This is a genomic window from Planococcus sp. S3-L1 (assembly GCF_030063085.1).
Taxonomy (GTDB): domain Bacteria; phylum Bacillota; class Bacilli; order Bacillales_A; family Planococcaceae; genus Planococcus; species Planococcus kocurii.
In genome coordinates, this window is the sequence record NZ_JASISN010000009.1 from 101,819 (window position 1) to 126,780 (window position 24,962).

At 40.8% G+C, this 24,962-nt stretch carries 27 protein-coding genes; 19 read left to right on the forward strand and 8 right to left on the reverse strand.

Annotated elements, in window-relative coordinates:
* Positions 1–117 precede the first annotated feature (117 nt).
* Both QMF37_RS10565 and QMF37_RS10570 read right to left on the reverse strand, forming a co-directional pair.
* On the reverse strand, positions 118–312 hold the full coding sequence (locus QMF37_RS10565) for an SE1561 family protein (protein ID WP_058386015.1): 195 nt from the start codon (positions 310–312) through the stop codon (positions 118–120).
* 328 nt (positions 313–640) lie between these two features.
* On the reverse strand, positions 641–1,027 hold the full coding sequence (locus QMF37_RS10570) for an OsmC family protein (RefSeq protein ID WP_071153277.1): 387 nt from the start codon (positions 1,025–1,027) through the stop codon (positions 641–643).
* Positions 1,028–1,106: 79 nt separating this feature from the next.
* Between QMF37_RS10570 and QMF37_RS10575 the strand changes: the two genes are divergently transcribed.
* The gene (locus QMF37_RS10575; protein WP_071153278.1) at positions 1,107–2,282 is read left to right on the forward strand and encodes an MFS transporter; all 1,176 of its coding nucleotides are present in this window, start codon (positions 1,107–1,109) and stop codon (positions 2,280–2,282) included.
* Between the two features lie 45 nt (positions 2,283–2,327).
* On the opposite strand, the gene rlmD is transcribed toward QMF37_RS10575, so the two are convergent.
* Both rlmD and QMF37_RS10585 read right to left on the reverse strand, forming a co-directional pair.
* Positions 2,328–3,692, reverse strand: coding sequence for a 23S rRNA (uracil(1939)-C(5))-methyltransferase RlmD (gene rlmD / locus QMF37_RS10580; protein WP_058386012.1), 1,365 nt, complete (start codon positions 3,690–3,692; stop codon positions 2,328–2,330).
* 41 nt (positions 3,693–3,733) lie between these two features.
* Positions 3,734–4,633: a TIGR01777 family oxidoreductase gene (locus QMF37_RS10585; RefSeq protein ID WP_071153279.1), complete on the reverse strand. Its 900-nt coding sequence runs from the start codon at positions 4,631–4,633 to the stop codon at positions 3,734–3,736.
* A gap of 104 nt (positions 4,634–4,737) precedes the next feature.
* On the opposite strand from QMF37_RS10585, the gene recX reads away from it, so the two are divergent.
* The 3 genes from recX to QMF37_RS10600 are packed head-to-tail and all read left to right on the forward strand — an operon-like array spanning position 4,738 to position 6,124.
* A complete protein-coding gene (gene recX / locus QMF37_RS10590) occupies positions 4,738–5,544 on the forward strand; it encodes a recombination regulator RecX (protein WP_071153280.1) in 807 nt (268 codons plus the stop codon).
* Positions 5,537–5,869 (forward strand): YfhH family protein, encoded by a 333-nt coding sequence (locus tag QMF37_RS10595; protein WP_071153281.1) that lies wholly within the window; start codon positions 5,537–5,539, stop codon positions 5,867–5,869. Before recX ends, QMF37_RS10595 begins: the two co-directional genes overlap by 8 nt.
* Before the next feature lie 3 nt (positions 5,870–5,872).
* The gene (locus QMF37_RS10600) at positions 5,873–6,124 is read left to right on the forward strand and encodes a YfhJ family protein (protein ID WP_058386008.1); all 252 of its coding nucleotides are present in this window, start codon (positions 5,873–5,875) and stop codon (positions 6,122–6,124) included.
* Between the two features lie 326 nt (positions 6,125–6,450).
* Here the strand turns inward: QMF37_RS10600 and QMF37_RS10605 are convergent, their stop codons facing one another.
* On the reverse strand, positions 6,451–7,431 hold the full coding sequence (locus tag QMF37_RS10605; protein ID WP_071153283.1) for a metal-dependent hydrolase: 981 nt from the start codon (positions 7,429–7,431) through the stop codon (positions 6,451–6,453).
* A gap of 197 nt (positions 7,432–7,628) precedes the next feature.
* Here QMF37_RS10605 and mutY point away from each other — a divergent pair, with 197 nt between their 5' ends.
* The 9 genes from mutY to nikC all read left to right on the forward strand — a co-directional run bounded on the left by mutY (position 7,629) and on the right by nikC (position 17,602).
* Positions 7,629–8,627 carry an A/G-specific adenine glycosylase gene (mutY, locus tag QMF37_RS10610; protein ID WP_071153284.1) on the forward strand — a complete coding sequence of 333 codons (999 nt, stop codon included), beginning with the start codon at positions 7,629–7,631 and terminating at the stop codon, positions 8,625–8,627.
* Positions 8,628–8,629: 2 nt separating this feature from the next.
* On the forward strand, positions 8,630–9,376 hold the full coding sequence (fabL, locus tag QMF37_RS10615) for an enoyl-[acyl-carrier-protein] reductase FabL (RefSeq protein WP_058386004.1): 747 nt from the start codon (positions 8,630–8,632) through the stop codon (positions 9,374–9,376).
* A 103-nt stretch (positions 9,377–9,479) separates the two neighbouring features.
* Positions 9,480–10,025, forward strand: coding sequence for a nucleoside tri-diphosphate phosphatase (gene ntdP, locus QMF37_RS10620; RefSeq protein WP_058386003.1), 546 nt, complete (start codon positions 9,480–9,482; stop codon positions 10,023–10,025).
* A gap of 59 nt (positions 10,026–10,084) precedes the next feature.
* Entirely contained in the window at positions 10,085–11,830 is a 1,746-nt protein-coding gene (locus QMF37_RS10625) for an ABC transporter ATP-binding protein (protein WP_283478319.1), read from the forward strand.
* 153 nt (positions 11,831–11,983) lie between these two features.
* On the forward strand, positions 11,984–13,003 hold the full coding sequence (locus QMF37_RS10630; RefSeq protein WP_058386001.1) for an ABC transporter ATP-binding protein: 1,020 nt from the start codon (positions 11,984–11,986) through the stop codon (positions 13,001–13,003).
* Entirely contained in the window at positions 12,978–13,961 is a 984-nt protein-coding gene (locus QMF37_RS10635) for an ABC transporter ATP-binding protein (protein ID WP_058386000.1), read from the forward strand. The genes QMF37_RS10630 and QMF37_RS10635 overlap by 26 nt, the downstream gene beginning before the upstream one ends.
* A 29-nt stretch (positions 13,962–13,990) precedes the next feature.
* Positions 13,991–15,601 carry an ABC transporter substrate-binding protein gene (locus QMF37_RS10640; protein WP_283478320.1) on the forward strand — a complete coding sequence of 537 codons (1,611 nt, stop codon included), beginning with the start codon at positions 13,991–13,993 and terminating at the stop codon, positions 15,599–15,601.
* Between the two features lie 91 nt (positions 15,602–15,692).
* Positions 15,693–16,697, forward strand: a complete 1,005-nt coding sequence (locus tag QMF37_RS10645; RefSeq protein ID WP_058385998.1) for an ABC transporter permease — start codon at positions 15,693–15,695, stop codon at positions 16,695–16,697.
* A gap of 17 nt (positions 16,698–16,714) precedes the next feature.
* Positions 16,715–17,602 (forward strand): nickel transporter permease, encoded by an 888-nt coding sequence (gene nikC / locus QMF37_RS10650; RefSeq protein WP_058385997.1) that lies wholly within the window; start codon positions 16,715–16,717, stop codon positions 17,600–17,602.
* Positions 17,603–17,636: 34 nt separating this feature from the next.
* On the opposite strand, the gene QMF37_RS10655 is transcribed toward nikC, so the two are convergent.
* Together QMF37_RS10655 and QMF37_RS10660 are read right to left on the reverse strand one after the other, a co-directional pair.
* Entirely contained in the window at positions 17,637–18,722 is a 1,086-nt protein-coding gene (locus QMF37_RS10655; protein WP_058385996.1) for an FUSC family protein, read from the reverse strand.
* A 40-nt stretch (positions 18,723–18,762) separates the two neighbouring features.
* On the reverse strand, positions 18,763–20,049 hold the full coding sequence (locus tag QMF37_RS10660) for a glutamate-1-semialdehyde 2,1-aminomutase (protein WP_058385995.1): 1,287 nt from the start codon (positions 20,047–20,049) through the stop codon (positions 18,763–18,765).
* 125 nt (positions 20,050–20,174) lie between these two features.
* Here QMF37_RS10660 and bcp point away from each other — a divergent pair, with 125 nt between their 5' ends.
* The 4 genes from bcp (at position 20,175) to perR (ending at position 22,724) form a co-directional block, all read left to right on the forward strand.
* Complete coding sequence (bcp, locus tag QMF37_RS10665; protein ID WP_078080216.1) at positions 20,175–20,651, forward strand: thioredoxin-dependent thiol peroxidase; 477 nt, start codon at positions 20,175–20,177, stop codon at positions 20,649–20,651.
* Between the two features lie 12 nt (positions 20,652–20,663).
* On the forward strand, positions 20,664–21,605 hold the full coding sequence (locus QMF37_RS10670; RefSeq protein WP_071153290.1) for a D-2-hydroxyacid dehydrogenase: 942 nt from the start codon (positions 20,664–20,666) through the stop codon (positions 21,603–21,605).
* Between the two features lie 2 nt (positions 21,606–21,607).
* Positions 21,608–22,159, forward strand: coding sequence for a cob(I)yrinic acid a,c-diamide adenosyltransferase (locus QMF37_RS10675; RefSeq protein ID WP_071153291.1), 552 nt, complete (start codon positions 21,608–21,610; stop codon positions 22,157–22,159).
* A 121-nt stretch (positions 22,160–22,280) separates the two neighbouring features.
* A complete protein-coding gene (perR, locus tag QMF37_RS10680) occupies positions 22,281–22,724 on the forward strand; it encodes a peroxide-responsive transcriptional repressor PerR (protein ID WP_058385991.1) in 444 nt (147 codons plus the stop codon).
* 95 nt (positions 22,725–22,819) lie between these two features.
* Here the strand turns inward: perR and QMF37_RS10685 are convergent, their stop codons facing one another.
* Positions 22,820–23,173, reverse strand: coding sequence for a YgzB family protein (locus tag QMF37_RS10685; protein ID WP_058385990.1), 354 nt, complete (start codon positions 23,171–23,173; stop codon positions 22,820–22,822).
* Positions 23,174–23,436: 263 nt separating this feature from the next.
* Between QMF37_RS10685 and QMF37_RS10690 the strand changes: the two genes are divergently transcribed.
* Both QMF37_RS10690 and QMF37_RS10695 read left to right on the forward strand, forming a co-directional pair.
* The gene (locus QMF37_RS10690) at positions 23,437–24,303 is read left to right on the forward strand and encodes a nucleotidyltransferase-like protein (protein ID WP_071153292.1); all 867 of its coding nucleotides are present in this window, start codon (positions 23,437–23,439) and stop codon (positions 24,301–24,303) included.
* Between the two features lie 439 nt (positions 24,304–24,742).
* On the forward strand, positions 24,743–24,962 hold a 220-nt coding region (locus tag QMF37_RS10695; RefSeq protein ID WP_283478321.1), incomplete at its 3' end, for a hypothetical protein.

Here is a 24,962-nt window from a genome sequence, read left to right on the forward strand (position 1 = left end):
AGAAAAACTAAAACTCTATTACTGTGTAGTCTATCACATTACTTCTAAGCAATAGAGCAGCTATCACTACAGTAAAAGATAAAAAAATCCGCTGCCAAAAGGCAACGGATTTACTGCTTATCGATCTTCAGAAGGACGTGACTGGAATTGTTTCATTTTATCATCCAAATCATCAACCATCGCGATTAACCGATCAATGTCTTCGAGTTCTGTGTTTTCAGGTTCGATAGCATCTAATACTTCTAAAAACATGCTTAAGCGCTGTTTCATATAAGAAACTTGTTGCTCTTTATTCGTAATGGATTTTCCCATTTGATACACCTCATTTCGCCTATTAATCGTAACGGATAATGGAGACGAATTCAATAACTATAGGTAGAACTAATTATTTTACTAGTTTTACTATTTTGAATATTTACTTAATATAAATTTTGTGTTAAGTTAAGGTTAATCAAAAGAGAGGGGAGGCCGAAGGGAATCAGCGAAACCACATCACAGCATCAGAAAATTCGAAGGAGGCGGTTCGCACATTTCACCGGCGTCTTAGCCGAAAATGGCATTTATGAAAGATAACTTAACTGTATATAAACTGTAAAAGGCTCATCCTTAATCTGACATCAGATATAGAATGAGCCTTTTATCATGTTTGACGAACTTCAAAGCTTTCAATGATTTCGATAGAATCCTTTACCGACTGAACCATTGAGCAGTTTTTTCGAGTTAATTCCATAACACGCGCCATTTTCTTTTCGTCAATGTCACCAGTAATCGTAAAGTGTAAATGAACTTTTTCCACACGACCAGCTTCTTCATCATTGCGAACAACTTCTGTTACTTCGATTTGAATATCTTTAGCAGGCATCCTCATTTTATCGAGGACTTTTCTCATAACCCCACCACTACATACAGCCAACGAAGAGATCAATAATTGATAAGGTCTAAAACCATATTCCTCGTCGCCTGAAATTTGGATGTCACCAAAAGGCAAATGCCCTGTAAAGCCGTTTTCGTTCATTGAATAGTTCATCTTGTAACGCCTCCCTATGTTAGAATTGTATCTGAAATCTTATTAAATACAAAAGAACATGCTTGTTCGAGGAGGCATTATGAAGAAATTTTCAAAAAGTGAGCGTGGCCGATTTTGGATTCTTGTTGCCATTGTCTCGATTTCAGGCTTTTCACAAGGCATGCTGCTGCCATTAATCGCAGTTATTTTTGAACAGGATGGTGTATCTTCCGCATTAAATGGCTTGAGTGCCACAGGTTTGTATATTGGAACATTAGTAATCGCGCCTTTTATGGAACCGCAATTGCGAAAATTTGGTTACAAACCATTGATTTTAGTAGGCGGAGGATTAGTTGTCGTATCGCTTTTTCTTTTTCCGTTATGGAAATCAGTGTTGTTTTGGTTTGTGTTGCGTATTTTAATTGGTATTGGTGATCAAGCCTTACATTTTTCAACGCAAACTTGGATTACGAGTACGTCGCCACACCACCGGTTAGGACGTAATATCGCGATTTATGGGATGTCTTTCAGTATCGGTTTTGGAGCGGGTCCACTATTTGTTCCGATGGTAGAAGTGTTTGAAGCTCTGCCATTCATCATTTCAGGTTTATTGTGTTTGCTAGCTTGGTCATTGGTTTTTTTGCTTAGAAATGATTTTCCTGAAGTTACGGGAAGTGCTATGACAGCAAAAGGTACGGTAGGACGATTTAAAGCAGCCATCCTCATTGCTTGGGTTGCCTTTCTTCCACCGCTGGGCTATGGATTTTTAGAAGCTTCACTCAATGCCATTTATCCAGTTTATGCGCTTCGTCAGTCTATTGAAGTTGGAATGGTTTCGATTATGCTAGCCGCTTTTTCAGCAGGAGCGATTGTTACGCAATTGCCACTTGGGAATTTGAGTGATCGCATCGGTCGAAAAAAAGTACTGTTAGTAGCATTGGCCGGTGGAGCGCTAGTTTTTGCTACTGCTAGCTTTTATGAATCGAATGCTTGGGTAACTGTTGGATTTTTTGCAGTAGCGGGTATGTTTGTTGGTTCAACATTTTCACTGGGTATATCTTATATGGCAGATGTGATGCCAAAAGAGTTATTGCCAACAGGGAACTTGTTATGTGGAATCGGATTTAGTATTGGCAGCTTAGCAGGACCTACAATGGGTGGATTATTTGTTCAATTCTCAGGAGGGGTAAGTTTTCTGCTGCTCATCGCTGGTATTTTACTAATAATTACAGTACCGATTGCCCTGAAAAATCCAATGAAAACGAGTAATGCTTAACAAAAAAGCTGATGCCTAGAGGTATGCCTCTAGCATCAGCTTTTTTTATTTCAGTACTAATTTTGTAACAGATTCTACTTGCGCTGTTTGTGGGAACATATCGACCGGTTGAATGTATTCAATGCGGTAGATTTTAGTTAATTGCTGTAAATCCTTAGCTAAAGTGGAAGGATTGCAAGACGTATAAACAAAACGCTTCGGTTTTACTTTTAAAATAGTTTGCAAAAGTGAATCGGCAAGTCCAGTACGTGGTGGATCTACGGTTAACACATCCGGAACAAATCCTTCGTTGCTCCAAAGCTCCAACCATTTCTCGGCTGTACCTGTAACATATTTTGCTGTATAGCCTTGTGCTTTGGCATTGGCTTTAGCGTCAACCACACTTTCGTGTAAAACGTCCATGCCCCGAACTTCTTTAGCACGGTCTGCTAGCCAAAGTCCAATCGTTCCGACGCCACAATAAGCATCGACGACCGTTTCTTGTCCAGTTAATTCAGCAGCGCGTTTGATTTCATCGTATAGTTTGACGGTTTGCGTCGGATTTAGTTGGAAAAAGGCACGTGCTGATAAATCAAATGCCAATTCGCCTAACTCTTCGTGGATCGTATCTTTGCCGAACAATGTAATCGTTTCGTCTCCAAAAATCAAAGAAGTTTTTTCTTTATTGATGTTTTGAACGATTGATACTAAGTTTGTATCGATTTTTTGCAGACGTTCCATTAATAATTCTTTTTGTGGAATCTTCGAACGTGTCGTCACTAAGACCAGTTGAATTTCACCCGTTCTAACACCAGTGCGGACAACGATGGTACGGATAATGCCTTTCATCGTCTTGCCATCGTATATTGGCATTTTCAATTCTTCCAAAATTCGCTTGACTGCGTTCGTAATGACCGTTGTATCGGGGTGCTGAACGATACATTCATCAATATCCAAAAGTTGATGAGAGCCTTCTGCAAACAATCCTGCGATAACTTTTGTGCCTTTTAAGCGTGTCTGGAACTGGCTCTTGTTGCGGTAACGCCACGGTTCTTCCATGCCGATGGTTTTCTCAACATGCACGGTCGTCCCTTTTAGGTAGCGCTCCAATGCCTGTACGACAAGATCCCGCTTTTCAACTAATTGCTGATCATACGTCATGTGTTGCAATTGACAGCCGCCGCATGCTTCATAAATTGGACAAGGTGGTGTCTGACGATGGGGAGAAGCGCTTAAGATTTTAATAATGCGTGCTTGTGCAAAGTTGCGCTTGACTACAGTTACTTGCGCCACGATTTCTTCACCTGGAAGAGCTCCTGGAACAAATACAACATTACGTTTAAAATAGCCAATGCCTTCGCCGTTAATGCCGAGTCGTTTAATGGTCATCGGAATTTTCTGGCCTTCTTCAATACTAGGTTTATCGTTCATGGATCTCACATCCTTCAGTTAATCATCTCCCCATTATAGTCTTATTTATAGATATCAGCCAGTGCTGATCGTAAATTAGAAAACTTGAATTGGAAACCATGTTGCTGAAGAACCGTAGGCAGGACTCGTTGGCCTTCAAGAACTAGCTGACTCTTCTCCCCTAGGATAGCTTTCATAGCAAATGATGGGACAGGAATCCAATGCGGCCGTCCAAGTGTATGGGCAATTTCCTTGCCAAAATCCTTCATTTGTTTGGGACTTGGAGCGGTGACATTAAAGGCGCCGCTTAATTGATCAGTATCGAGTGCAAAAGCTAATGCCCGAGCGACGTCTTTAATATGAACCCATGACAGCCATTGTTTACCAGACCCAACAGTGCCGCCAGCGAACATTTTATAAGGCAAAGCCATTAAAGGTAAAGCCCCTCCATTTTTCCCAAGAACAATGCCGAAACGCCCACACGATACACGTAATCCATCTTCTTCAGCGCGATGAGCTAAAATTTCCCAATCACGAACCGTTTGTGCCAAGAAGTCTGAACCAAGTTCGGCAGAAGCCTCAGTATAAGTAACCGTTTGAGAAGGTGGGTAAATACCGACAGCACTGGCGTTTACTAAAACTTTCGGCTTTTTCTCTAGCTTGTGAATAATGCGCAATAATTCATTCGTGGCATCCATCCGACTTGAGTAAATCATTTTTTTCTGTTCTTCACTCCATCGACCATCGTTAATAGAAGTACCAGCCAAATTAACAAAAGCATCAACGCCTTCTAATTGTTTTTCTGGAACAGCATCTTTCTCCAGCCATTTGACGTATGTAATTTTATTGGCTGTCGTTTTTGGATTTCTCGTCAAAATAACTACTTCATCGCCTCGATCAAGTAGTAAGCGAGTCAATTCTTTGCCAACGAATCCTGTGCCACCTGTAATTGCTACTTTCATTTCCATCTCCTCCTGTTTCTTGTTAGCATACCCTTAATGGCTCTAAGCTATGCCATTTTTTGTCCTGAAGGTGTATAATATAAGGAGAAGAGAGGTGCCAGTAAATGCCGATTATTTCAAAAATCACACAGGGAAAGAAAAACCCTGAAAGGTATAATATCTTTTTCGAAGATAAATATGCTTTTAGCGTGGATGAGGCGGTGCTTATTAGGTATCAGCTGACAAAAGGCAAAGAGCTGGACCAATGGACCATCGAAGAAGTTAACTTCGAAGACGAAGTCCGAAAAGCCTATAATAAAGCTCTTTATTACCTTGGCTTTCGTATGCGAAGCGAAGGAGAAGTACGCCAAAAGTTAAAAGAAAAAGAATACGGAGATGCCGTAATAGATGAAGCGATTAAGAAACTATATGTCCATAGTTTTTTAGATGATCAACAATTTTCAGAAGCGCTGATGAGAACCCAAATCAAATCAGGGAAAAAAGGTCCGCGCGCAATCCAGCAAGATATGCAAAAGAGAGGAATTGATAAACAGATGCAAAAAGACGTCTTAGATTCCTATTCCGAAGAAGAGCAATTGGAAATTGCCAAAGGCCTTGCAGAGAAAATTGCACTTAAAGAAAAGATGAAAACACCAAGCCAAATCCATCAAAAAATTAATGACACCCTGATGAGAAAAGGCTATAACTATTCGTTGATTAAACTAGCAATTGAAGAACTTGACCTTGAGAAAAATGATGATCAGTGGTTGGAAATTGTCGCAGAACAAGGCGATAAGTTATGGCGCAAGCACAGTTCAAAACTGTCCGGCTATGATTTAAAATCGAAAGTTAAACAAGGACTCTACCAAAAGGGGTTTCCGAGTGAAGTAATCAACGACTATCTAGATAAGAAGGAGCTTGAAGATGACTGAGAAAAAACCATACAGTGATATGACAGAGCATGAACTTCGCGGAGAAATTGCTAACTTAAAAGAAAAAGCTAGAAAAGCTGAGCAACTAGGCATCATCAATGAATTCGCAGTGCTCGAGCGAAAAGCCATGATGGCAGCAGCTTATATGCTGGATCCCGCTGATTTTAAACAAGGCGAGATATACCGCATTGAAGGAGACCCAAATGTCTATTTTCAAATCGATTATTTAAAAGGTCGTTTTGCTTGGGGTTACCGAATGGGTGGAGAAAAATTTACAGAGGCGCTGCCTATTTCGATGCTGCGCCCATTGAAAGAAGGGAAATAAAAGATGAAAGAAATTATCGATCAACTAACAATTGAGTTACAGGAAAAAAATCCGAATCTTACAGAAGAGAAAGCACGGACATGGGTTGAACTACTAGCATCTGACTTTGAATCGTCTTACGCCAAAGCAGGATACGATTACCAAGGGACCGCAGTAGTTGAAAAAGTCATGCGACAGTGGATCGACAGCTATGGCGACAAAATTCATGAATTTGCCGGAACGAATCCGAAATATGCACATCTTTTAAACGACTAAAAGAAAAGCGCAAGCGCTCGTGTAGATTCGACGGGCATAAGACGCGCTGGCGGAGCGGCGTTCTTTGCCACACAGCCGGAGTGACTTATGACCCGAGGATCTGGGCGCTGGAGTCTGGACAAAGAAAAGCGCAAGCCCCCGTGTAGCACCGACAGGCATAAGACAGACTGGCAGAGCGGCGCATTTGGCCGCACAGCCGGGATGACTTATGACCCGAGGTGCTGGGCGCTGGAGTCTGGACAAAGAAAAGCGCAAATCGGTACATTTCTGAAAGTTTTTTGTTATAAGCATAAAAAAGAAAACGCGCACCCTGGGGTGTGCGTTTTCTAGTTATGGCTAAAATCTAGTTTTTTTCTTAACTTGTCTTCGCTAAAAATCCAGCCCGTATACGAATTGATAATTTTACATTCTTTGTCCAAATGAGCTACAGCAACAAATGGATAATAATCATTGCTGCGATAGCGCAGGTCAATCAACCGCACTTCGAAAATGTCGCCGTACTCGTTGATTTCCCAACGGTATAATGGAGAAAACGAAATGAATGCAGCTATGTTTTTGTCTTTCATTGCTGCTTGAATCAAGTTATTTTCAGGCATTTCTTTTTTCATAAATTTATCGTAGATGTTGATTGTTCGCCCATATGCACGGCCGACATAATGGTGACGTTCAGTGTCGGCAGCAATACGCCAGTGAAAAAAACGCATCGTCGGTGCCACAAAAACGGCAGAAGCACCTGGGATGGTGTTGAGAACGGCTTTTTTAATTGCGGCTTGTAGCGCAAAACGTGCAAGGTAGTAGAAGAATAAGGTAATATACAGGATGCTAATGGTCCAAACAGGATCAGCGCCAAATGCCCATATCGTTAAAGCCAATACGTGTGCACCAAAAATAATCGGATCAAAGGTGTTAATGACACCAAGCGCAATCCAGCGGTTAGAGATTGGCCTTAAGGCTTGTGTACCATACGAGTTGAAAATATCGACGAACACATGGATAAAGACAGCCAAGAAAGACCAAAGCCATAAATGCAGTAGATTAGCTTCTGGAAAAATCAGAGAAATCGCACCTGCTATAAGCAACGGCCATAACAATACTGCCGGAATCGAATGAGTTGCACCTCTATGGTGGCGAATATAAACAGCGTTATCTCGCAGTTTTAAAACAGTATCAACATCTGGCGCTAACGAGCCAATAATAACACCAGAAATAACAGCGGTCATGGTAATGGGGTGACTGGCGACGACGGGATCGGCCATTGCGAGACCACCAAGGGCGATACCCATGACAATATGAGTACCTGTATCCATTGTCTCATCTCCTCTCTAGAGAAGTTATGTTTATGAAAAACTAAAGTTTTTTGTTAAAATAAACAGATTCCTCATTGTCATATATACCCGGAAAAGGATTCGGATAATCAAGCTGAACGGAGGAAATAACTATTAAAATAGAAAAAAAGCAATTTCAAAATGACTTGATTAGTTGGTTTGCAGCGGAAAAGAGAGATTTGCCTTGGAGACGTACAGCAGATCCTTATCAAATCTGGATTTCAGAAATTATGTTACAGCAAACCCGTGTAGATACGGTTATTCCTTATTATAAACGCTTTATCGAAAAATTTCCCACTTTGAATGACTTGGCACAAGCAGATGAACAAATTTTACTGAAACAATGGGAAGGGCTAGGCTACTACTCGCGTGCACGCAATTTACAAGCTGGAGTCAAAGAAGTAGCTGAAAACTATGGTGGTATCGTTCCAAATAGTCGAAAAGAAATTTCTTCTTTAAAAGGTGTGGGTCCGTATACAGCAGGAGCGGTATTAAGCATTGCTTATGGTATTCCAGAGCATGCAGTAGATGGCAACGTTATGCGTGTGTTGTCGCGAATTTTACTGATTGAAGAAGATATCGCGAAGCCAAAGACGCGCAAAATTTTTGAAGAAGCCGTCACAGAAATTATCAGCCATGAAGATCCTTCTTCATTTAATCAGGGATTAATGGAGTTGGGTGCTTTGATCTGTACGCCCACTTCGCCGAAATGTTTGTTATGTCCTGTGCGAGAGCATTGTGCTGCTTTCCACGAAGGAAAGCAAAATGAATTGCCGATTAAGACGAAAGCTAAGAAAACCAAATCATTGCAATACGCAATGGTAGCCATACGCAATGAAGATAAATTCCTTATGGAACAGCGACCAGAAAGTGGATTATTAGCGAATATGTGGCAGTTCCCGCTGTTAGAAACAGCCATAGATGCGCTACCGCTAGAAATCGAAGAGCAATTGTCCGAAAGGTTAAAAGGCGTCGTGGACAAAGCTGAAAAAATTACTTCTTTCAAACATGTCTTTTCTCATTTAACATGGAACGTGGACGGTTTTATTGCCGATAGTAAAAACATAGTCGCACTAGATCGCATGAGATGGGTGACAGCAGAAGAGTTAGAGTTATTGCCGGTTGCAGGACCGGTTCAAAAAATGAAAACAGCTTTACAGCAAAGAGGAGAGGTATAGTCATGACAGAACAAAAAGTAGCATTAGTAACAGGTAGCAGTAAAGGGCTAGGCAAAGCACTGGCAATCGCACTGGCTGAACAAGGATACGATATCGTCGTCAACTATGCGCGTAGCAAAACTGCTGCGCTTGAAACTGTAAAAGAAATTGAAGCACGAGGACAAAAAGCTTTGCTGGTTCGCGCGAATGTAGGAGATGTTGAGAAACTGCGTGGCATGTTCCAGACCATTAAAGAAGAATTTGGGAGACTGGATGTTTTCGTATCCAATGCGGCTTCTGGTGTTTTACGACCGATTATGGAACTAGAAGAATCTCATTGGGACTGGACGATGAACATTAATGCAAGAGCCATGTTATTTGGTGCTCAAGAAGCTGCAAAGTTAATGGACAAAGGCGGTAAAATTGTTGGTATTAGTTCATTAGGTTCAATTCGCTATTTGGAAAATTATACGACGATAGGTGTTTCAAAAGCAGCTGTAGAATCACTGACACGTTATTTAGCTGTAGAAATGGCGCCCCTTGGAATTGCAGTCAATACAGTATCCGGTGGAGCACTCGATACAGACGCGTTAAAACATTTTCCAAATCGTGATGATTTATTGAATGATGCACGGATTAATACACCAGCAGGCCGTATGGTTGAGGTTGATGATATGGTCAAAGCTGCTTTGTTCTTGATTTCTCCCGACTCGGATATGATCCGTGGTCAAACGATTATTGTCGATGGAGGTCGCTCAGTCGTTATGTAATCCTTTGGTCCTTATGCCTTATTGCTGTATGTTTTCAGAATTGGTTGATATAATACTGAAATAGCAGATAAATAATGGCTTAGACAAGAAGGTGGGATAGTACATGGCGATTCCTGCGGAGGGTGAAACAATCCAAATCCACAGTTACAAGCACAACGGCCGAATCCACCGTGTCTGGCAGGAAACAACTGTACTGAAAGGTACGAATAATATTGTAATTGGTGCAAATGAACGGACGTTAGTGACAGAATCTGATGGCCGAACTTGGTTGACGCGCGAACCATCAATCTGCTATTTTCATGCAGAACATTGGTTTAACATCATCTGTATGCTCCGAGACGACGGTGTTTATTATTATTGCAATGTCAGTTCTCCATTCGTTTATAATAATGGCTCGTTGAAATACATCGATTATGACTTAGACGTCAAAGTGTTTCCAGACATGTCTTACACGCTGTTGGATGAAGACGAATATGAAGACCATAAGCGACAAATGGGTTATCCTGATGTGATCGATCAAATTCTACATCGAAATGTTGAGAAACTGATCGGCTGGATCAAACAACGCAGAGGGCCATTTGCCCAAGACTTTATCGAAGTATGGACGAACCGCTATGAATTTCATAGACAAAACCGGATTCGTGATTAAAATGAAAACCTGTTGCTTGCCAACAGGTTTTTCGTTTTGAACAGAATGGAGTGGAAAATTTGAGTAGTATGAAACGCTATATGCAGTTTGTTAAACCGTATTATTGGCAGATTGCGTTAACCATTGTCATTGGAATATTCAAATTTGCCATCCCGCTTTTTATTCCACTGCTAATCAAAATCGTCATTGACGACATTATTGGAGCGGATGCATTATCTAATGCCGAAAAGTTGAACCAGCTATATTTATGGCTTGGGGGAACCGCGATTGTCTTTTTCTTATTGCGTCCACCGATTGAATATTACCGTCAATATTACGCGCAGTATGTCAGCAATAAGATTCTTTATGATATCCGTGGCTATTTATATGGCCATTTGCAACGGCTAAGCCTGCGCTATTACGCGAACACACGAGCGGGTGAAATTATCTCACGTATCATTAACGACGTTGAGCAAACCAAAAACTTTGTCATGATTGGCTTAATGAACGTGTGGCTGGATCTGGCAACGATTCTCATCGCCATTGTGATCATGCTTTCTATGGACGTTTCGTTAACTATTGTGGCATTGCTGGCATTTCCATTCTATGCATTTAGCGTCAAATATTTCTTTGGTCGTTTGCGCGACTTGACGCGTGCACGTTCTCAGGCTTTAGCAAATGTTCAAAGCTATTTACATGAACGTGTTCAAGGAATGAGTATCATTAAAAGTTTTGCACTCGAAAAGCACGAGCAGAAAATTTTCAACGATACCAATAATCAATTTCTAGAAAAAGCTATTGATCATACGAAATGGAATGCTAAAGCATTCGCTGTAGTCAATACGATTACGGATGTTGCTCCGCTATTGGTTATCGGCTACGCCGGTTATCAAGTAATTGAAGGCAATTTAACACTCGGGACAATGGTAGCGTTTATAGCTTATATTGAACGACTTTATAGTCCACTTCGCCGCTTAGTCAATTCTTCAACGACTTTGGTGCAGTCACTAGCTTCTATGGATCGTGTTTTCGAATTGATCGATGAGGACTACGACGTGACTGATAAAGAACAAGCACATAATTTAACAGTGGTTGACGGCAAATTGGAATTCCGAGACGTTTCTTTCCATTACAACGATGGTGGAAATAACGTATTATCTAATTTGAACTTTACAGTGAAACCTGGAGAGACTGTCGCATTTGTTGGAATGAGCGGTGGTGGAAAATCTACGATTGTCTCCTTGATTCCGAGATTCTACGATGTTACGAGTGGTGGGATCTTCATGGATGGTCACGATTTGCGCGACGTCACGACTCATACGTTACGTGATCAGATTGGATTAGTGCTACAGGATTCTATTCTCTTTAGCGATTCGGTAAAAGCAAATATCCTGATGGGCAAACCAGAGGCAACAGACGAAGAAGTAATTGCAGCAGCCAAAGCTGCCAATGCAGATGAATATATTTCGCAGCTGCCTGAAGGCTACGACACTAAAGTTGGAGAACGCGGAGTGAAATTATCGGGTGGACAAAAACAACGTGTCGCGATTGCACGTGTCTTCTTGAAAAATCCACCGATTCTTATTTTAGATGAAGCCACTTCAGCACTAGACCTTGAAAGTGAAGCATTGATTCAAGATTCACTAGAACGTTTGGCACATGACCGCACAACCTTAATTGTTGCACATCGCCTTTCAACAATTACTCATGCAGACCAAATTTTGGTCATCGATCATGGTAAACTTGCTGAAAATGGTACGCATGCAGAACTGATGAAACAGCAAGGAGTATATTACAACTTATTCCAAGTTCAACATTTTAATTGATTGACACGAAGAGCCTCCATTATTTTGGAGGCTCTTTTGTGATGTCTTCGACTTCCAGCAAATACAAATAAGATATTGCATTAATAATAATATTACGTATAATTAAAAGAAGGAGAATGTTCTGAATCATTTTTGTGTAAAAGGGGGAGCATCATGAATGAACGCAAAACCATCTTAGACGTTAAAGGATTACAAACAACCTTTTTCACAGACGATGGAGAGATACCAGCAGTAGATAATGTAGATTTTCATATACGAGAAGGGGAAGTGCTTGGAATTGTTGGGGAATCCGGATGTGGTAAAAGTGTGACGTCACTTTCCATAATGGGATTAGTTCCAAGTCCTCCTGGGAAAATTACGAACGGCGAAATTTTATTTCAGGATAAAGATTTAACGAAATTATCCGAGAAAGAAATGCGAGGAATCCGAGGAAATGATATCGCAATGATTTTTCAGGAACCGATGACGTCGTTAAACCCGTTGTTTACAATTGGCAATCAGCTTCGTGAAGCGATTAAAATTCATAAAAAAGATTGGTCAAAAAAACAGGTGCAAGAAAGAGCAATTGAAATGATGAATTTGGTAGGCTTGCCTCGACCTGAAGGGTTGATGAAAGAATATCCACATCAATTATCAGGCGGAATGCGCCAACGAGTCATGATTGCAATGGCTTTGTTATGTGATCCGAAAGTATTGATTGCAGACGAACCGACAACAGCGCTTGACGTAACGATTCAGTCTCAAATTCTGAAATTGATCAAAAATCTTAACGAACGGTTAAATACAGCAGTGCTATTAATTACTCATGATTTAGGTGTAGTAGCTGAAACTTGTGAGCGTGTAGTCGTTATGTATGCCGGAAAAGTAGTCGAAGAAGGTCCGGTCCACACGATTTTTAACGACCCACAACATCCCTACACGAAAGGCTTACTTGAATCAGTTCCAGATATGCGTTTTAAAAAAGAGCGATTGTATTCGATTCCTGGGAACGTTCCCAAACCGGGAGCGATAAAAACAGGCTGCAAATTCGCAGCACGTTGTGAATTTGCTTTTGATCGCTGCACCGTAGAAAATCCAGAGCTGTACCAAACAGCGGAAGATCATCAAACACGCTGTTTCCTATTCGATCCGAAGGAGGTACAGTCTCATGACAGAACCGTTGTTAAAAGTTGAAGGATTAAAAAAGTATTTCCCGATTAAATCGGGAATTTTAGGGAAAGTTAGCAATCATGTAAAAGCTGTAGATGATGTGTCGTTTACAGTTCAAGAAGGGGAGACACTGGGAATTGTTGGTGAATCAGGTTGCGGAAAGTCCACAACAGGTCGCATGTTAATGCGTCTTTTGGAACCAACAGAAGGCACTGTGACATTTGATGGACAGGAATTGACCAGTTTATCAAATCACGACATGCGCAAAGCTCGTCGCGATATTCAAATGGTCTTTCAAGATCCCTACGCTTCATTAAACCCACGTCATACCATTGAGAAGATTTTAATGGAACCGCTTAATGTTCATAATATAGGCGATCCAAAAGAACGGAAAAGAAAAGTGCACGAATTTTTGGAAATTGTCGGATTGAGTAGTTACCACGCTAAACGTTATCCGCATCAATTTAGTGGTGGTCAAAGGCAACGCATCGGGATTGCACGCGCCTTAATGACAAATCCAAAACTGATTATTGCAGATGAACCCGTTTCGGCACTTGACGTATCAATTCAAGCGCAAGTATTAAACTTGATGCAAGATCTACAAAAAGAGCTGAAGCTGACTTATATTTTTATTGCTCATGATTTAGGAGTAGTTCGCCATATTAGTGACCGCGTAGGTGTTATGTATCTCGGGCAAATGGCGGAACTTGCCAATACTGAAGATTTATACGAAAAACCATTGCATCCGTATACGCAAGCTCTATTGGCTGCAGTTCCGGTACCAGATCCCGCATTTGTCCGGGAAGAAGTCGTTATTACTGGAGATGTTCCAAGTCCAGCAAATCCACCAAGTGGCTGTAGATTCCATACGCGCTGTCCGTTCAAAATGGACATTTGCTCACAAGTCGTACCGATTTTTGCGGAAGTTGAAAAAGGTCATTCTGTTGCCTGTCATCTTTACGAAGAATCCAGGCCGCAATGATAATAAATAGAAAAAATGGAGGGGTTAATTTGGGGAAGAAAAAGTTCTTATCGTGGACATTTTTATTGCTTTTGTTAGTTTCAACAGCTCTTTATGGCTGTAGTTCTGATGAAGGTTCAAAAGAAGACGGGGGCGAAGGTGGCTCTGCTGAAGAGAAGCAATTGATCTTTGGACGCGGAGGCGACTCGGTGTCACTTGATCCAATTACTGTAACAGATGGAGAATCTTTTAAAGTTACAAAAAACATTTTTGATACATTAGTGAATTTTGGTGAACAGGACACAGAAATCGAAGGAGCGTTAGCATCTAAATGGGAACCTTCTGAAGATGGATTGTCATATACGTTCACATTAGAAGAAGGCGTTAAATTCCATGATGGCACTGATTTTAATGCAGAAGCTGTTGTGAAAAACTTTGAACGTTGGGCAGCTGGTGACGGCGAGAAATTCCCATACTACGGTTCTATGTTCGGTGGTTATGGTGATGAGGAAGGACATGTTATCAAATCTGTTGAAGCAACTGGCGATTATGAAGTTGTTTTCACATTAAATCGTCCACAAGCACCATTCCTTAAAAACCTAGCAATGAGCCCGTTCGCGATTGCGTCGCCAACTGCATTTGAAGAAGCAGGGGATTCTTTCGGTGACAATCCGGTCGGAACTGGTCCATTCAAATTTGTTGAATGGAAACGCAATGATACAATTACAATCGAAAAATTTGATGATTATTGGGTAGATGGCGAGCCGAAACTAGATCAAGTGGTATTCCGCGCGATTCCAGATAACTCAGCTCGTTTAAACGCTTTACTGTCAGGTGAAATTGATTTGGCAGACGGCATTACACCATCTGATGGTAAAACAATTGAAGGAAATGCAGATCTTCAATTGTATGAACGCCCATCTATGAACGTTGGTTACCTTGGAATGACTGTAACACGTGAACCATTTGATGATCCAAAAGTACGCCAAGCGGTAAATCATGCCATTGACAAGCAAGCAATTGTAGACGCATTTTTCGAAGGGCGCGCAGAAGTTGCGAAAAACCCGATTCCACCAGTTATTAGTGGATATAACGACAGTATTGAAGATTACGAATACAGCCCTGAAAAAGCAAAAGAATTATTAGCCGAAGCGGGTCTTCCAGATGGTTTTGAAATGGAACTTTATGCAATGCCAGTTCCACGTCCATATATGCCGGATGGTCAAAAAGTAGCTGAGGCGATTCAAAAGAACTTGGCTGACGTTGGCGTAACTGCTAAAATCGTGTCATTTGAATGGGCTACTTATCTAGAGAAAGCTGCAAACGGAGAAGCTGATGCATTCTTACTTGGCTGGACTGGCGATAACGGCGATGCAGATAACTTCTTGTATGCATTACTTGATCAAGACAATGTTGGTACTAACAATTACACGTACTATGAAAATCAGGAATTGCACGATATCTTAATTCAAGCACAATCAGAAGTTGAGGAAGATAAGAGAAATGAATTATACATGCAAGCTCAAGAAATCATCCATGATGATGCTCCTTGGGTTCCACTTGCACACTCCACACCGCTATTAGCTGGTGGGAAAAACGTAATTGATTTTAAAGCGCATCCAACAGGTTCTGACAAGTTGGCTGGAGTAGATTTAGAGTAGGCAATTCAAGGGAGGAAGTCGGAATGATTTCCTCTCGTTTTTTTTACTGCTATACATATTGCATATTGTTAGAGATGGAGAGGTGAAGAAGATGCTTCACTATATCGGAAGACGGCTTCTACAGTTGATCCCAGTGTTACTCGGTATGACATTTATCGTTTTTATGATCATCCGTGCCATTCCTGGTGACCCTGCACAAGTTATTCTTGGTCAGCAAGCATCCGAAGAAGCAATAAAGGCATTACGAACAAATTTGGGGTTGGATAATCCTTGGTATATTCAGTACTTTGATTATTTAAAAGGATTAGTTACTGGTGATTTGGGAGAATCGCTTCGTACACGAACGCCTGTTGTAGATGAAGTATGGCCATATTTGGCTGCAACAATCGAACTTTCTTTATTTGCTATTATCATTGCCGTTATTATCGGAATCAATGCCGGCATTATTTCAGCCTGGTTCCAAAATTCATGGTTCGATTATTTAGCAATGATTATTGCGTTAATCGGAGTATCGATGCCAATCTTCTGGTTGGGTTTAATGAACCAATGGATCTTCTCAATTGAACTTGGAATTCTTCCAACAACAGGGCGTGAAAATGTTCGAGATCCTGTGGATGTTATGACTGGTTTTTACGTCATTGACACATTGCTTGCGGGAGATTTTAATCAATTATCGACTGTGTTAAAACATCTTGTATTGCCGGGGACCGCATTAGCGACGATACCAATGGCAATTATTGCTAGAATGACTCGGTCGAGCATGCTAGAAGTAATGCGTTCGGATTACGTCAGAACAGCTCGGTCGAAAGGTTTGTCGATGTTTTGGGTAGTTTACAAACACGCGCTTAAAAATGCGATTATTCCTGTATTGACAATTATTGGACTTCAAATGGGATTGCTACTTGGTGGTGCTATTTTGACAGAAACCATTTTCGGCTGGCCTGGAATCGGACGTTATATTTATGAAGCGATTGGCTTCCGTGATTATCCGGTTATCCAGTCAGGTATATTAATCGTTGCATTTATTTTCGTTATGATTAATCTGTTTGTCGATCTGCTTTACGGTTTGGTTGATCCACGCATTAAATATGACTAGGAAGGGGGAGACGTATTATGGCTGAAACAGTAGACAAACAAGATCAAGTAAAAATGCAAAAAGTTGCTGGCCCTTGGAAAGAGGCTTGGCGCGGTTTCCGTAAAAGTAAAGTTGCGGTTATTGGAATGGGAATTGTTATCTTCTTTATCCTGCTAGCAATTTTTGGTCCGCTTCTAACATCGCAAGGCATCAATGAGCAAAATCTGTCTCAACGGCTTCTGCCCCCTTCTTCCGCGCATTGGATGGGGACGGACGATTTTGGAAGAGATATTTTGTCGCGAGTTGTCTATGGTGCCCGAATTTCGTTATGGGTTGGCTTTTTAGCAGTTATTGGCTCCGTCATTGTAGGCAGTATTTTAGGGATTTTAGCAGGATATTACGGACGTTGGGTAGATACAATTATTTCACGTATCTTTGATATTATGTTAGCGTTTCCGAGTATTCTATTGGCCATTGCAGTTGTTTCGGTTCTTGGACCGTCTTTACGTAATGCACTTATCGCCATCGCCATTATTAACGTGCCAAACTTTGGCCGTTTGATTCGCTCGAAAGTATTAAGTATTAAAGAAGATGAATACATTATGTCTGCGAAAGCGATTGGTATGAAAGATAACCGTATTCTTATTTCGCATATTTTACCAAATTCCATGGCACCTGTTATTGTTCAAGGAACATTAGCAATTGCAACTGCGATTATCGAAGCAGCAGCACTAGGTTTCTTAGGATTAGGTGCACAAGCTCCTTCTCCAGAATGGGGCAAAATGCTGGCAGACTCACGTTCGTATTTAACGAATGCCCCTTGGACAATGATTTTCCCGGGTGTTGCGATTATGCTAACTGTACTTGGCTTTAACTTGATGGGTGACGGTTTGCGTGATGCGCTAGATCCACGAATGAAATCATAAAAAAAGTGTGAGGCAAATTTGCCTCACACTTTTTTTATATGGCATTTTCAAGACCTGTGTCTACTTCTTCTGAATGATAGTTCAAGTAAGCGATGATAAGTAAGTCTAGATGCTCTAGTTGTTCTTCGTAATCTAAAATAGCTGATAGCACATGCATTAAATGATAAACCGAAAATTCACCTTCATTTTCTTCATGTGCTAAATTGATTTCTTTCACAAAAATTGTCATGACTTCATTGCGTCTCATGACGGCATCAGTCCCAGAACCTTCGCTATGTTCGGGACGTAATTTACCAACATATTTCATGTAAAGTTGCTCATGATAACTCGCCAAACTTTCTAATCGCTCTTGAACCATCATATGAAAGTGCTCAGGAAGTTCCATTAGTTCATTTTCAAAACGGTTCAAGCGTTTTAAAACTTCTAAGCTCTTTTTCGATGTGGCAATCATTTGACGGTACAGGACCAATTTTCGTGCTTTTGCATATTGCTGCTTCTTGGTGTAGCTACGTTCTTCTTTATAAAATGAATACCATTGATCAACTTTTATTAATTTCTCTGTTAATTTATCGATGTCTTCTTTAACAGAGGCATGATCAGAGGCATGACGGATCGAAACGCGAATCCAACGAATCACTTCTTCACTAACGGAATGAATGGACGTAAACAAACGGGTTTCGTATTTAGGTGGCAGAAATATCATATTTACGATAAAGGCAGATATAATTCCAAGCATAACAGTGGAAATTCTTAACGACGCAAAAGTTAAGAAGTTCGTAGAATGAGAATCCATGATGATGATAATTGTTACTAATGTTAAAGGAACGGTATTTTCTAACTTCAACTTCAGCATGACCACAATGGCTAATATTGCTGCTATACCAATGGTTAAATAATTACTGCCAAGTGTTAGGACAAAAACGATCGCTATTGCGGCACCAATCAAATTTCCATAAATTTGATCGAGTAATGTTAAGTAAGAACGGTAAATAGATGGCTGGATAGCGAAAATCGCTGCCACTCCTGCGAAAACAGGGGAAGGCAATCCAAGTAAATTGGCCAGATACAGGGCCATAGAAATGGCCACGCCAGTTTTAAAAATACGTGCGCCTAATTTCATGTACTTAAGGACTCCTTCCTTAAAAAATGATTTTCATTAATTATAACTGTTTAAACGCCTCACGTACTGCTTGGATAGAAAATTCTACATCTTCTTCTGTATGTTCAGTAGTTAAAAACCAAGCTTCATATTTTGATGGAGCTAGATTAATACCTTGAGCGAGCATCAATTTAAAAAAGCGACCAAAAATTTCACCATCCGATTTTTCAGCTTGTTCGTAGTTTTCCACTGTTACATCCGTAAAGTAAATAGTTAATGCACCTTTCAAGCGATTAACGGTAATGGTTACACCAAATTCTTCAGCAGCTGACAAAATACCTTGTTCAAGCTGTGCACCCAGTTGATCCATTTTTTCATACACTCCGTCTTCGCCAAGTACCTCTAAACAAGCAATCCCAGCTTGAATCGAAGCAGGATTTCCAGCCATTGTTCCAGCTTGATAGGCGGGACCTAAAGGAGCGACCGTTTCCATAATTTCTTTTTTTCCACCATAAGCACCAATTGGCAGTCCGCCACCAATGATTTTACCGAGTGCTGTCAGGTCTGGGACTAAGCCGAGCATGTCTTGTGCACCGCCGTAGTGGAAGCGGAAAGCTGTAATGACTTCGTCATAGACAATTAACGCACCTTTTTCGTGAGCGATGCGATGAACTTCTTTCAGGTAGCCTTCTTTTGGTTCGACGATTCCGAAATTACCGACAATCGGTTCGACTAAAAGACAAGCTATTTCTTCGCCCCAGCGGTCCATGGCTTCTGAAAATGCTTCAATATCATTGAAAGGAATTGTGATAACTTCTTCTGCGATGGATTTTGGAACACCTGCTGAATCAGGAGTGCCTAGTGTTGCCGGACCAGATCCTGCAGCAACTAAGACTAAGTCGGAGTGTCCATGATAGCACCCAGCAAATTTCATGATCTTTGTTCGTCCGGTGTATGCGCGTGAAACGCGAATTGTTGTCATGACAGCTTCAGTTCCGCTATTAACGAAACGTACTCTGTCCATGTTCGGCATCGCTTCTTTTAACATTTTAGCAAATGTAATTTCGTGGCGCGTTGGAGTCCCGTAAAGCAGTCCGGATTCCGCTGCACGCGTAATTGCTTGCGTAATGTGCGGATGTGCATGTCCTGTGATGATAGGACCATATGCCGCTAAATAATCTATGTACTTATTGCCATCGACGTCCCAAAAATAAGCGCCTTTACCACGTTCCATCGCGACGGGAGATCCGCCACCTACTGCTTTAAAAGATCTTGATGGGCTGTTGACGCCACCCACAATGTGCTGTAATGCCTCTGCGTGAAGCTTTTCTGAAGTTGAATGATTCATTGGGTGAATTGCCTCCTATTGGTTAGTCTATTCTTTATTGTAGACAATCTTGTGCATAAACGCCAAAGAAATTGAAACTAGCGCTTGGGTTCGGTACGATAAGGAAAAGAAAAGGAGTGATGAAGATGTCAGCAGTAACCGGTGTGCAAGCACCAGACTTTTCGTTAAAAAACGAAGCGGGAGAGACTGTTTCTCTAAAGGATTTTTCTGGTAGTAAATATGTGGTTCTTTATTTTTATCCGAAAGATATGACGCCCGGTTGTACAACGCAAGCTTGTGACTTCCGCGATTCGCAAGCTGATTTTTCAGCACTCAACGCTGTGATTCTCGGGGTCAGTGCAGATTCAGAAGATCTCCACAATAAATTCATCGAAAAACATGGTTTGCCATTTTCATTGTTGGTCGACGAAGATCATCAAGTTTCAGAAAAGTATGGGGTTTGGGTAGAAAAAAATATGTACGGGAAAAAGTTTATGGGCATTGAACGCGCGACTTATTTAATCGATCCGACAGGAACAATCGTTAACGTGTGGCGCAAAGTTAAAGTACCCAATCATATCCAAGACGTTTTAGAAACCTTGAAAACAATTAGCGATCAATAAGGAGAGAGAGTTATGGAGATTCTGTTTACATTCGTTCCAAAAGAAGATCAACAACAGAGGTTGAAAACTGAATTCCCCAAAATTGAGTTCTATTTTCTCTATAAAGATAAAACGCGTTTAGCGTCTGCAGACGTTATCGTCACTTATGGAGAAGATTTAACGGCAGAAGATATTGCCGCTGCTAAAAACGTGCAGTGGATTATGGTAGCTAGTGCCGGTATCGAAAAACTGCCTCATCAAGCCATTAAGAATCGTGACATTACGGTGTCTAACGTTAAAGGCATTCACAAAATCCCTATGGCTGAATCTGTTCTGGCTCATCTTTTATCTCTCGAGCGCTCGTTGCCGTCAATTTATCAAAATCAGCGCAACCAAGATTGGAATAGAAGAGTAGGTTCTGTTGAATTGAAAGATTCGACAGCGTTGATCCTTGGACCGGGCGCGATTGGTTCAGAAATCGGTCGATTGCTACAGGCGTTTGGTGTCAAAACGATTGGTTGCAACCGTTCAGGAACGCAGGCACCTCATATGGATGAAATGATCTCATTCGAAGCAATTCTTGAAAAACTATCGCAGGCAGATTATGTGATATCAATTTTGCCGAGTACAACTGAAACAAAATATCTATTAAAGGAAGAGCATTTCAAAGCTATGAAAAAAACAGCCATCTTTATGAATTTCGGAAGAGGCGATTTAGTCGCTGATGCAGTTCTTTTGAATGCACTGCAAAAAGAAGAGATTGCTTCTGCGGTTTTAGATGTCTTTGAGCAGGAACCGCTTCCGGAGGATCATCTTTACTGGACAATGGATAATGTCGTCGTGTCACCTCACATCTCAAGTAAATCTAGCAAGTATGTAGAGCGTACCTTAGATATATTTATACCGAATCTCAAAAAATGGCTCGTCAATAGAACCGTTCCAACTAATCTGGTTGACATGGAAAAGGGGTATTGAGCATGAAAATTTATACGAAGACGGGGGATAACGGGACTACTTCGTTAGTTTATGGAGTGCGAGTGGCGAAAAATGATGCGATAGTTGAAGCATATGGAACTTGTGATGAAGCAAACTCCTTGATCGGTTTATCGGTAGGGCATATGACTATGGAGTTTTTTGAAGAAAAAGAAGCACTATGTGAAGTTTTCCATGAAATCCAAACGACCTTATTCCATGTAGGGGCTGAACTCGCTACGCCAAAAGGCAAACAAGTAAAATGGAAGCTAACAGAACAAGATATTTCAAAGCTAGAACAATGGGTGGATCACTACGACGCAAAAGTTTCTTCACTTACTAACTTTATTTTGCCAGGAGGACATCCGTCCGGTGCGACACTTCATGTGGCTAGGACTGTCGTCAGAAGAGCGGAACGGACGGTTTTATCCACCGGAACGGACGTTTCTCCACTAGTTTTGGCGTATTTAAATCGCTTATCCGACTTTTTGTTTGTTGCAGCACGCCTAGTTAACCAGCGCCTTGGTCGTAAAGAAAAAGGACTACATGAAAAATAAAGTAAGAGATGCGGAGCGACCGGTGGGCATATAGTGATTTCTTGACATCTAGCACTTTCATTAGGTACACTGTTTATAACGATTATAATGTAAGAATATCTATGAAGTGAGGTGCACGGCGATGTCTGAAGTACAATTAAAAGACGCGCTTGATGCTTTGAAGTCAACAGGTGTAAGAATCACGCCCCAACGCCATGCGATTTTGGAGTACATGATTCACTCGACAACACACCCAACAGCGGATGACATTTATCGCGCGCTTGAAAAAACGTTTCCTAATATGAGTGTTGCAACTGTTTATAATAATTTACGGGTGTTCAGAAAAGCGGGATTGGTAAAAGAGCTGACTTATGGAGATTCTTCAAGCCGTTTCGACTTTGTGACACATGATCATTATCATATTATCTGCAATGATTGCGGAAAGATTGTTGATTTCCATTATCCCGGACTTGATGAGGTTGAACATCTAGCTTCTCACGTGACTGGATTCCAAGTGGATTATCACCGTCTCGAAATTTATGGAACATGCCAGAATTGCTTAAGCGAAACGGCAAAAGCCCAATAAATTTCTAAAAGTAAAAAGAGCTTATTGCAATTAGCGGTAAGCTCTTTTGTATGCAGTGAAAAACAACCAGCGAAATGTTCATTCGCTGGTTGTTTTTAATGTTGTGAACTTTTTTTATTGTAGTCTTGATCAAACTCTTTTCCTTCAAGTGAGCGATCCATTGTCAATGGCTCGTTACAATGCATGCAAATATCTACGCGACCCAGCATTTTTGTATGTTTTCCACAATTAGGACATTCCACGGGTACGGTTTTCATAGACAGCAACCCAATCCAAGCATAGACACCTGTACTGCCAATAATCGCTACAACACCAAGCAACATGAAAATCACCATGACAATAGGGTGATTTCTAAAATAGATGCCGACATACATAATGACGATACCAATGAAGATTAGCGCTAACGCAAACGTCCGAATGCGATTGATTTTATTTTTATAAGGTTTCATGATTTATTTCCTCCTTGCATCCATCATACTATATCATAAATGTTCTTAAAAAGTGATATCGGTTTTCAAATGAAGGAATCCGTAATAAATATGTCGAAATAAAGAAGGGTAGGAATCAACGAAAGTGACAGTAAGGTTTGAGAAAAAGAGAATGGCAAAGTCTAGCAGACGATGGGGAAATGAAAACAAGCTGTAGTTTATAACTAACGACTCTGTTCAGCTTTATAGCAGAATGCGATAGAGACAGCAAGGAGTGAAAACAAATGGAACAAATACTACGACCTATTTATCAAGAACGTGCCAGCCAAGAAAGTACACTTGGCGTGATCTTAGTTGAAAAAAGAGAAAAGCTAAGTCAGATTACAGATACGTTCGATTCGATCTTGTTAATTATCACCAAGGAAAACGAGACACCCGTATTTACAAAACATTATACGTATCTAGCTAAAAAAGCAGCAATGCACATCGTTACCGAAAAGCAATTACATAAATGGCTGCTGCTAGGGACAAATCGAAAAATTGTTGACTGGTTGTTTTATGGTCGCGTAATCTACGACCGGAACGAATTCATGGAAAAGTTAAAGATCGAGCTAAAAGACTATCCTTTCTACGGACGGAAAATCAAGATGGGTATGGAATTTGCAAAACTAATTCGTCGTTATATGGAAGGAAAAGTGTTTTTTGAAGAAAAGAACTACATGGATGCCTATAATCATATGGTCGAATCGCTACATCATTTAGCGCGATTGGCAGTGCTAGAAAATGGTTTGCCTCCAGAAGTGACTGTTTGGTCGCAAGTTAAACAAATGGAACCCGCCATCTACAAGCTCTACGAAGAATTGATTTCGAGTGATGAGCCTATTGATAAACGGCTAGAATTGTTATTTTTAGCGAGTGAATTTTATATTCATTCGCGGACACAAGACGGAGCTCTTCATATAAGAGAAGTTATGGAGAAACAAAGTAGCTGGACGATACAGGAGTTACACGAGCAAGAAGAATTGAAAAACTATTCTTCTGATCTTGAAGTGTTCATCGAATATTTAGTAGATAAAGAATTGATTTTTATTAACGGGGTAACGACCAAGAGCGAAGGGATTTTCCACAGGTATTATTACGTAAAAAAATAAAGGGTGCTTTAGAGAAGTGAATGCTCTTTCGAATGAGCGAAAAATGAAATGCGCGTTGTTGTGCTTTTCCCTTAGCGATTAAGTTAGGAAGACTGGAGCAGTTAAGGGGATTACAAAGATTATGTAGAGACAAAAATAAGTGCCAAGAACTGAATTGAATTGGTAGCTGTTACTGAAAGTCGGATATTTGGACTTTGGTAACAGCTTTTCTTTTGCCAGAATTCACTAAAGAATAATGATTTAACAGCCTAATTATTAAGACGAGCAATATTTTTGAAATTATTTTGCTTTAACCGTTGACATATTAAGTGGATCTGTATTATGATAATACACGTCGCTAAGAGAAATTAAGTTTTTTACAATAATAAAAAAGCTTGACTCTCTCGGAAGACAATGTTAACTTAGAGAAGTTGCTTTTACAGAACGAACACATTGAACCTTGAAAACTGAACAGCAAAACGTCAACGAAAGACGTCACGAGCACTTCGGTGCGAGAACGGCTTTTGCGAAGGTTGCCTTTGGCAATCAGAGTAAAGTTGTTTTCCTTCTCGGTGTTCGTGACGACAACTTACTGATCAGCATTGCGCAGATCAAAGCGAATCGTGCGTCTTCGGACGGCGATACGCCAGCAGTATTGAGCAATCAACACTACTCTATAA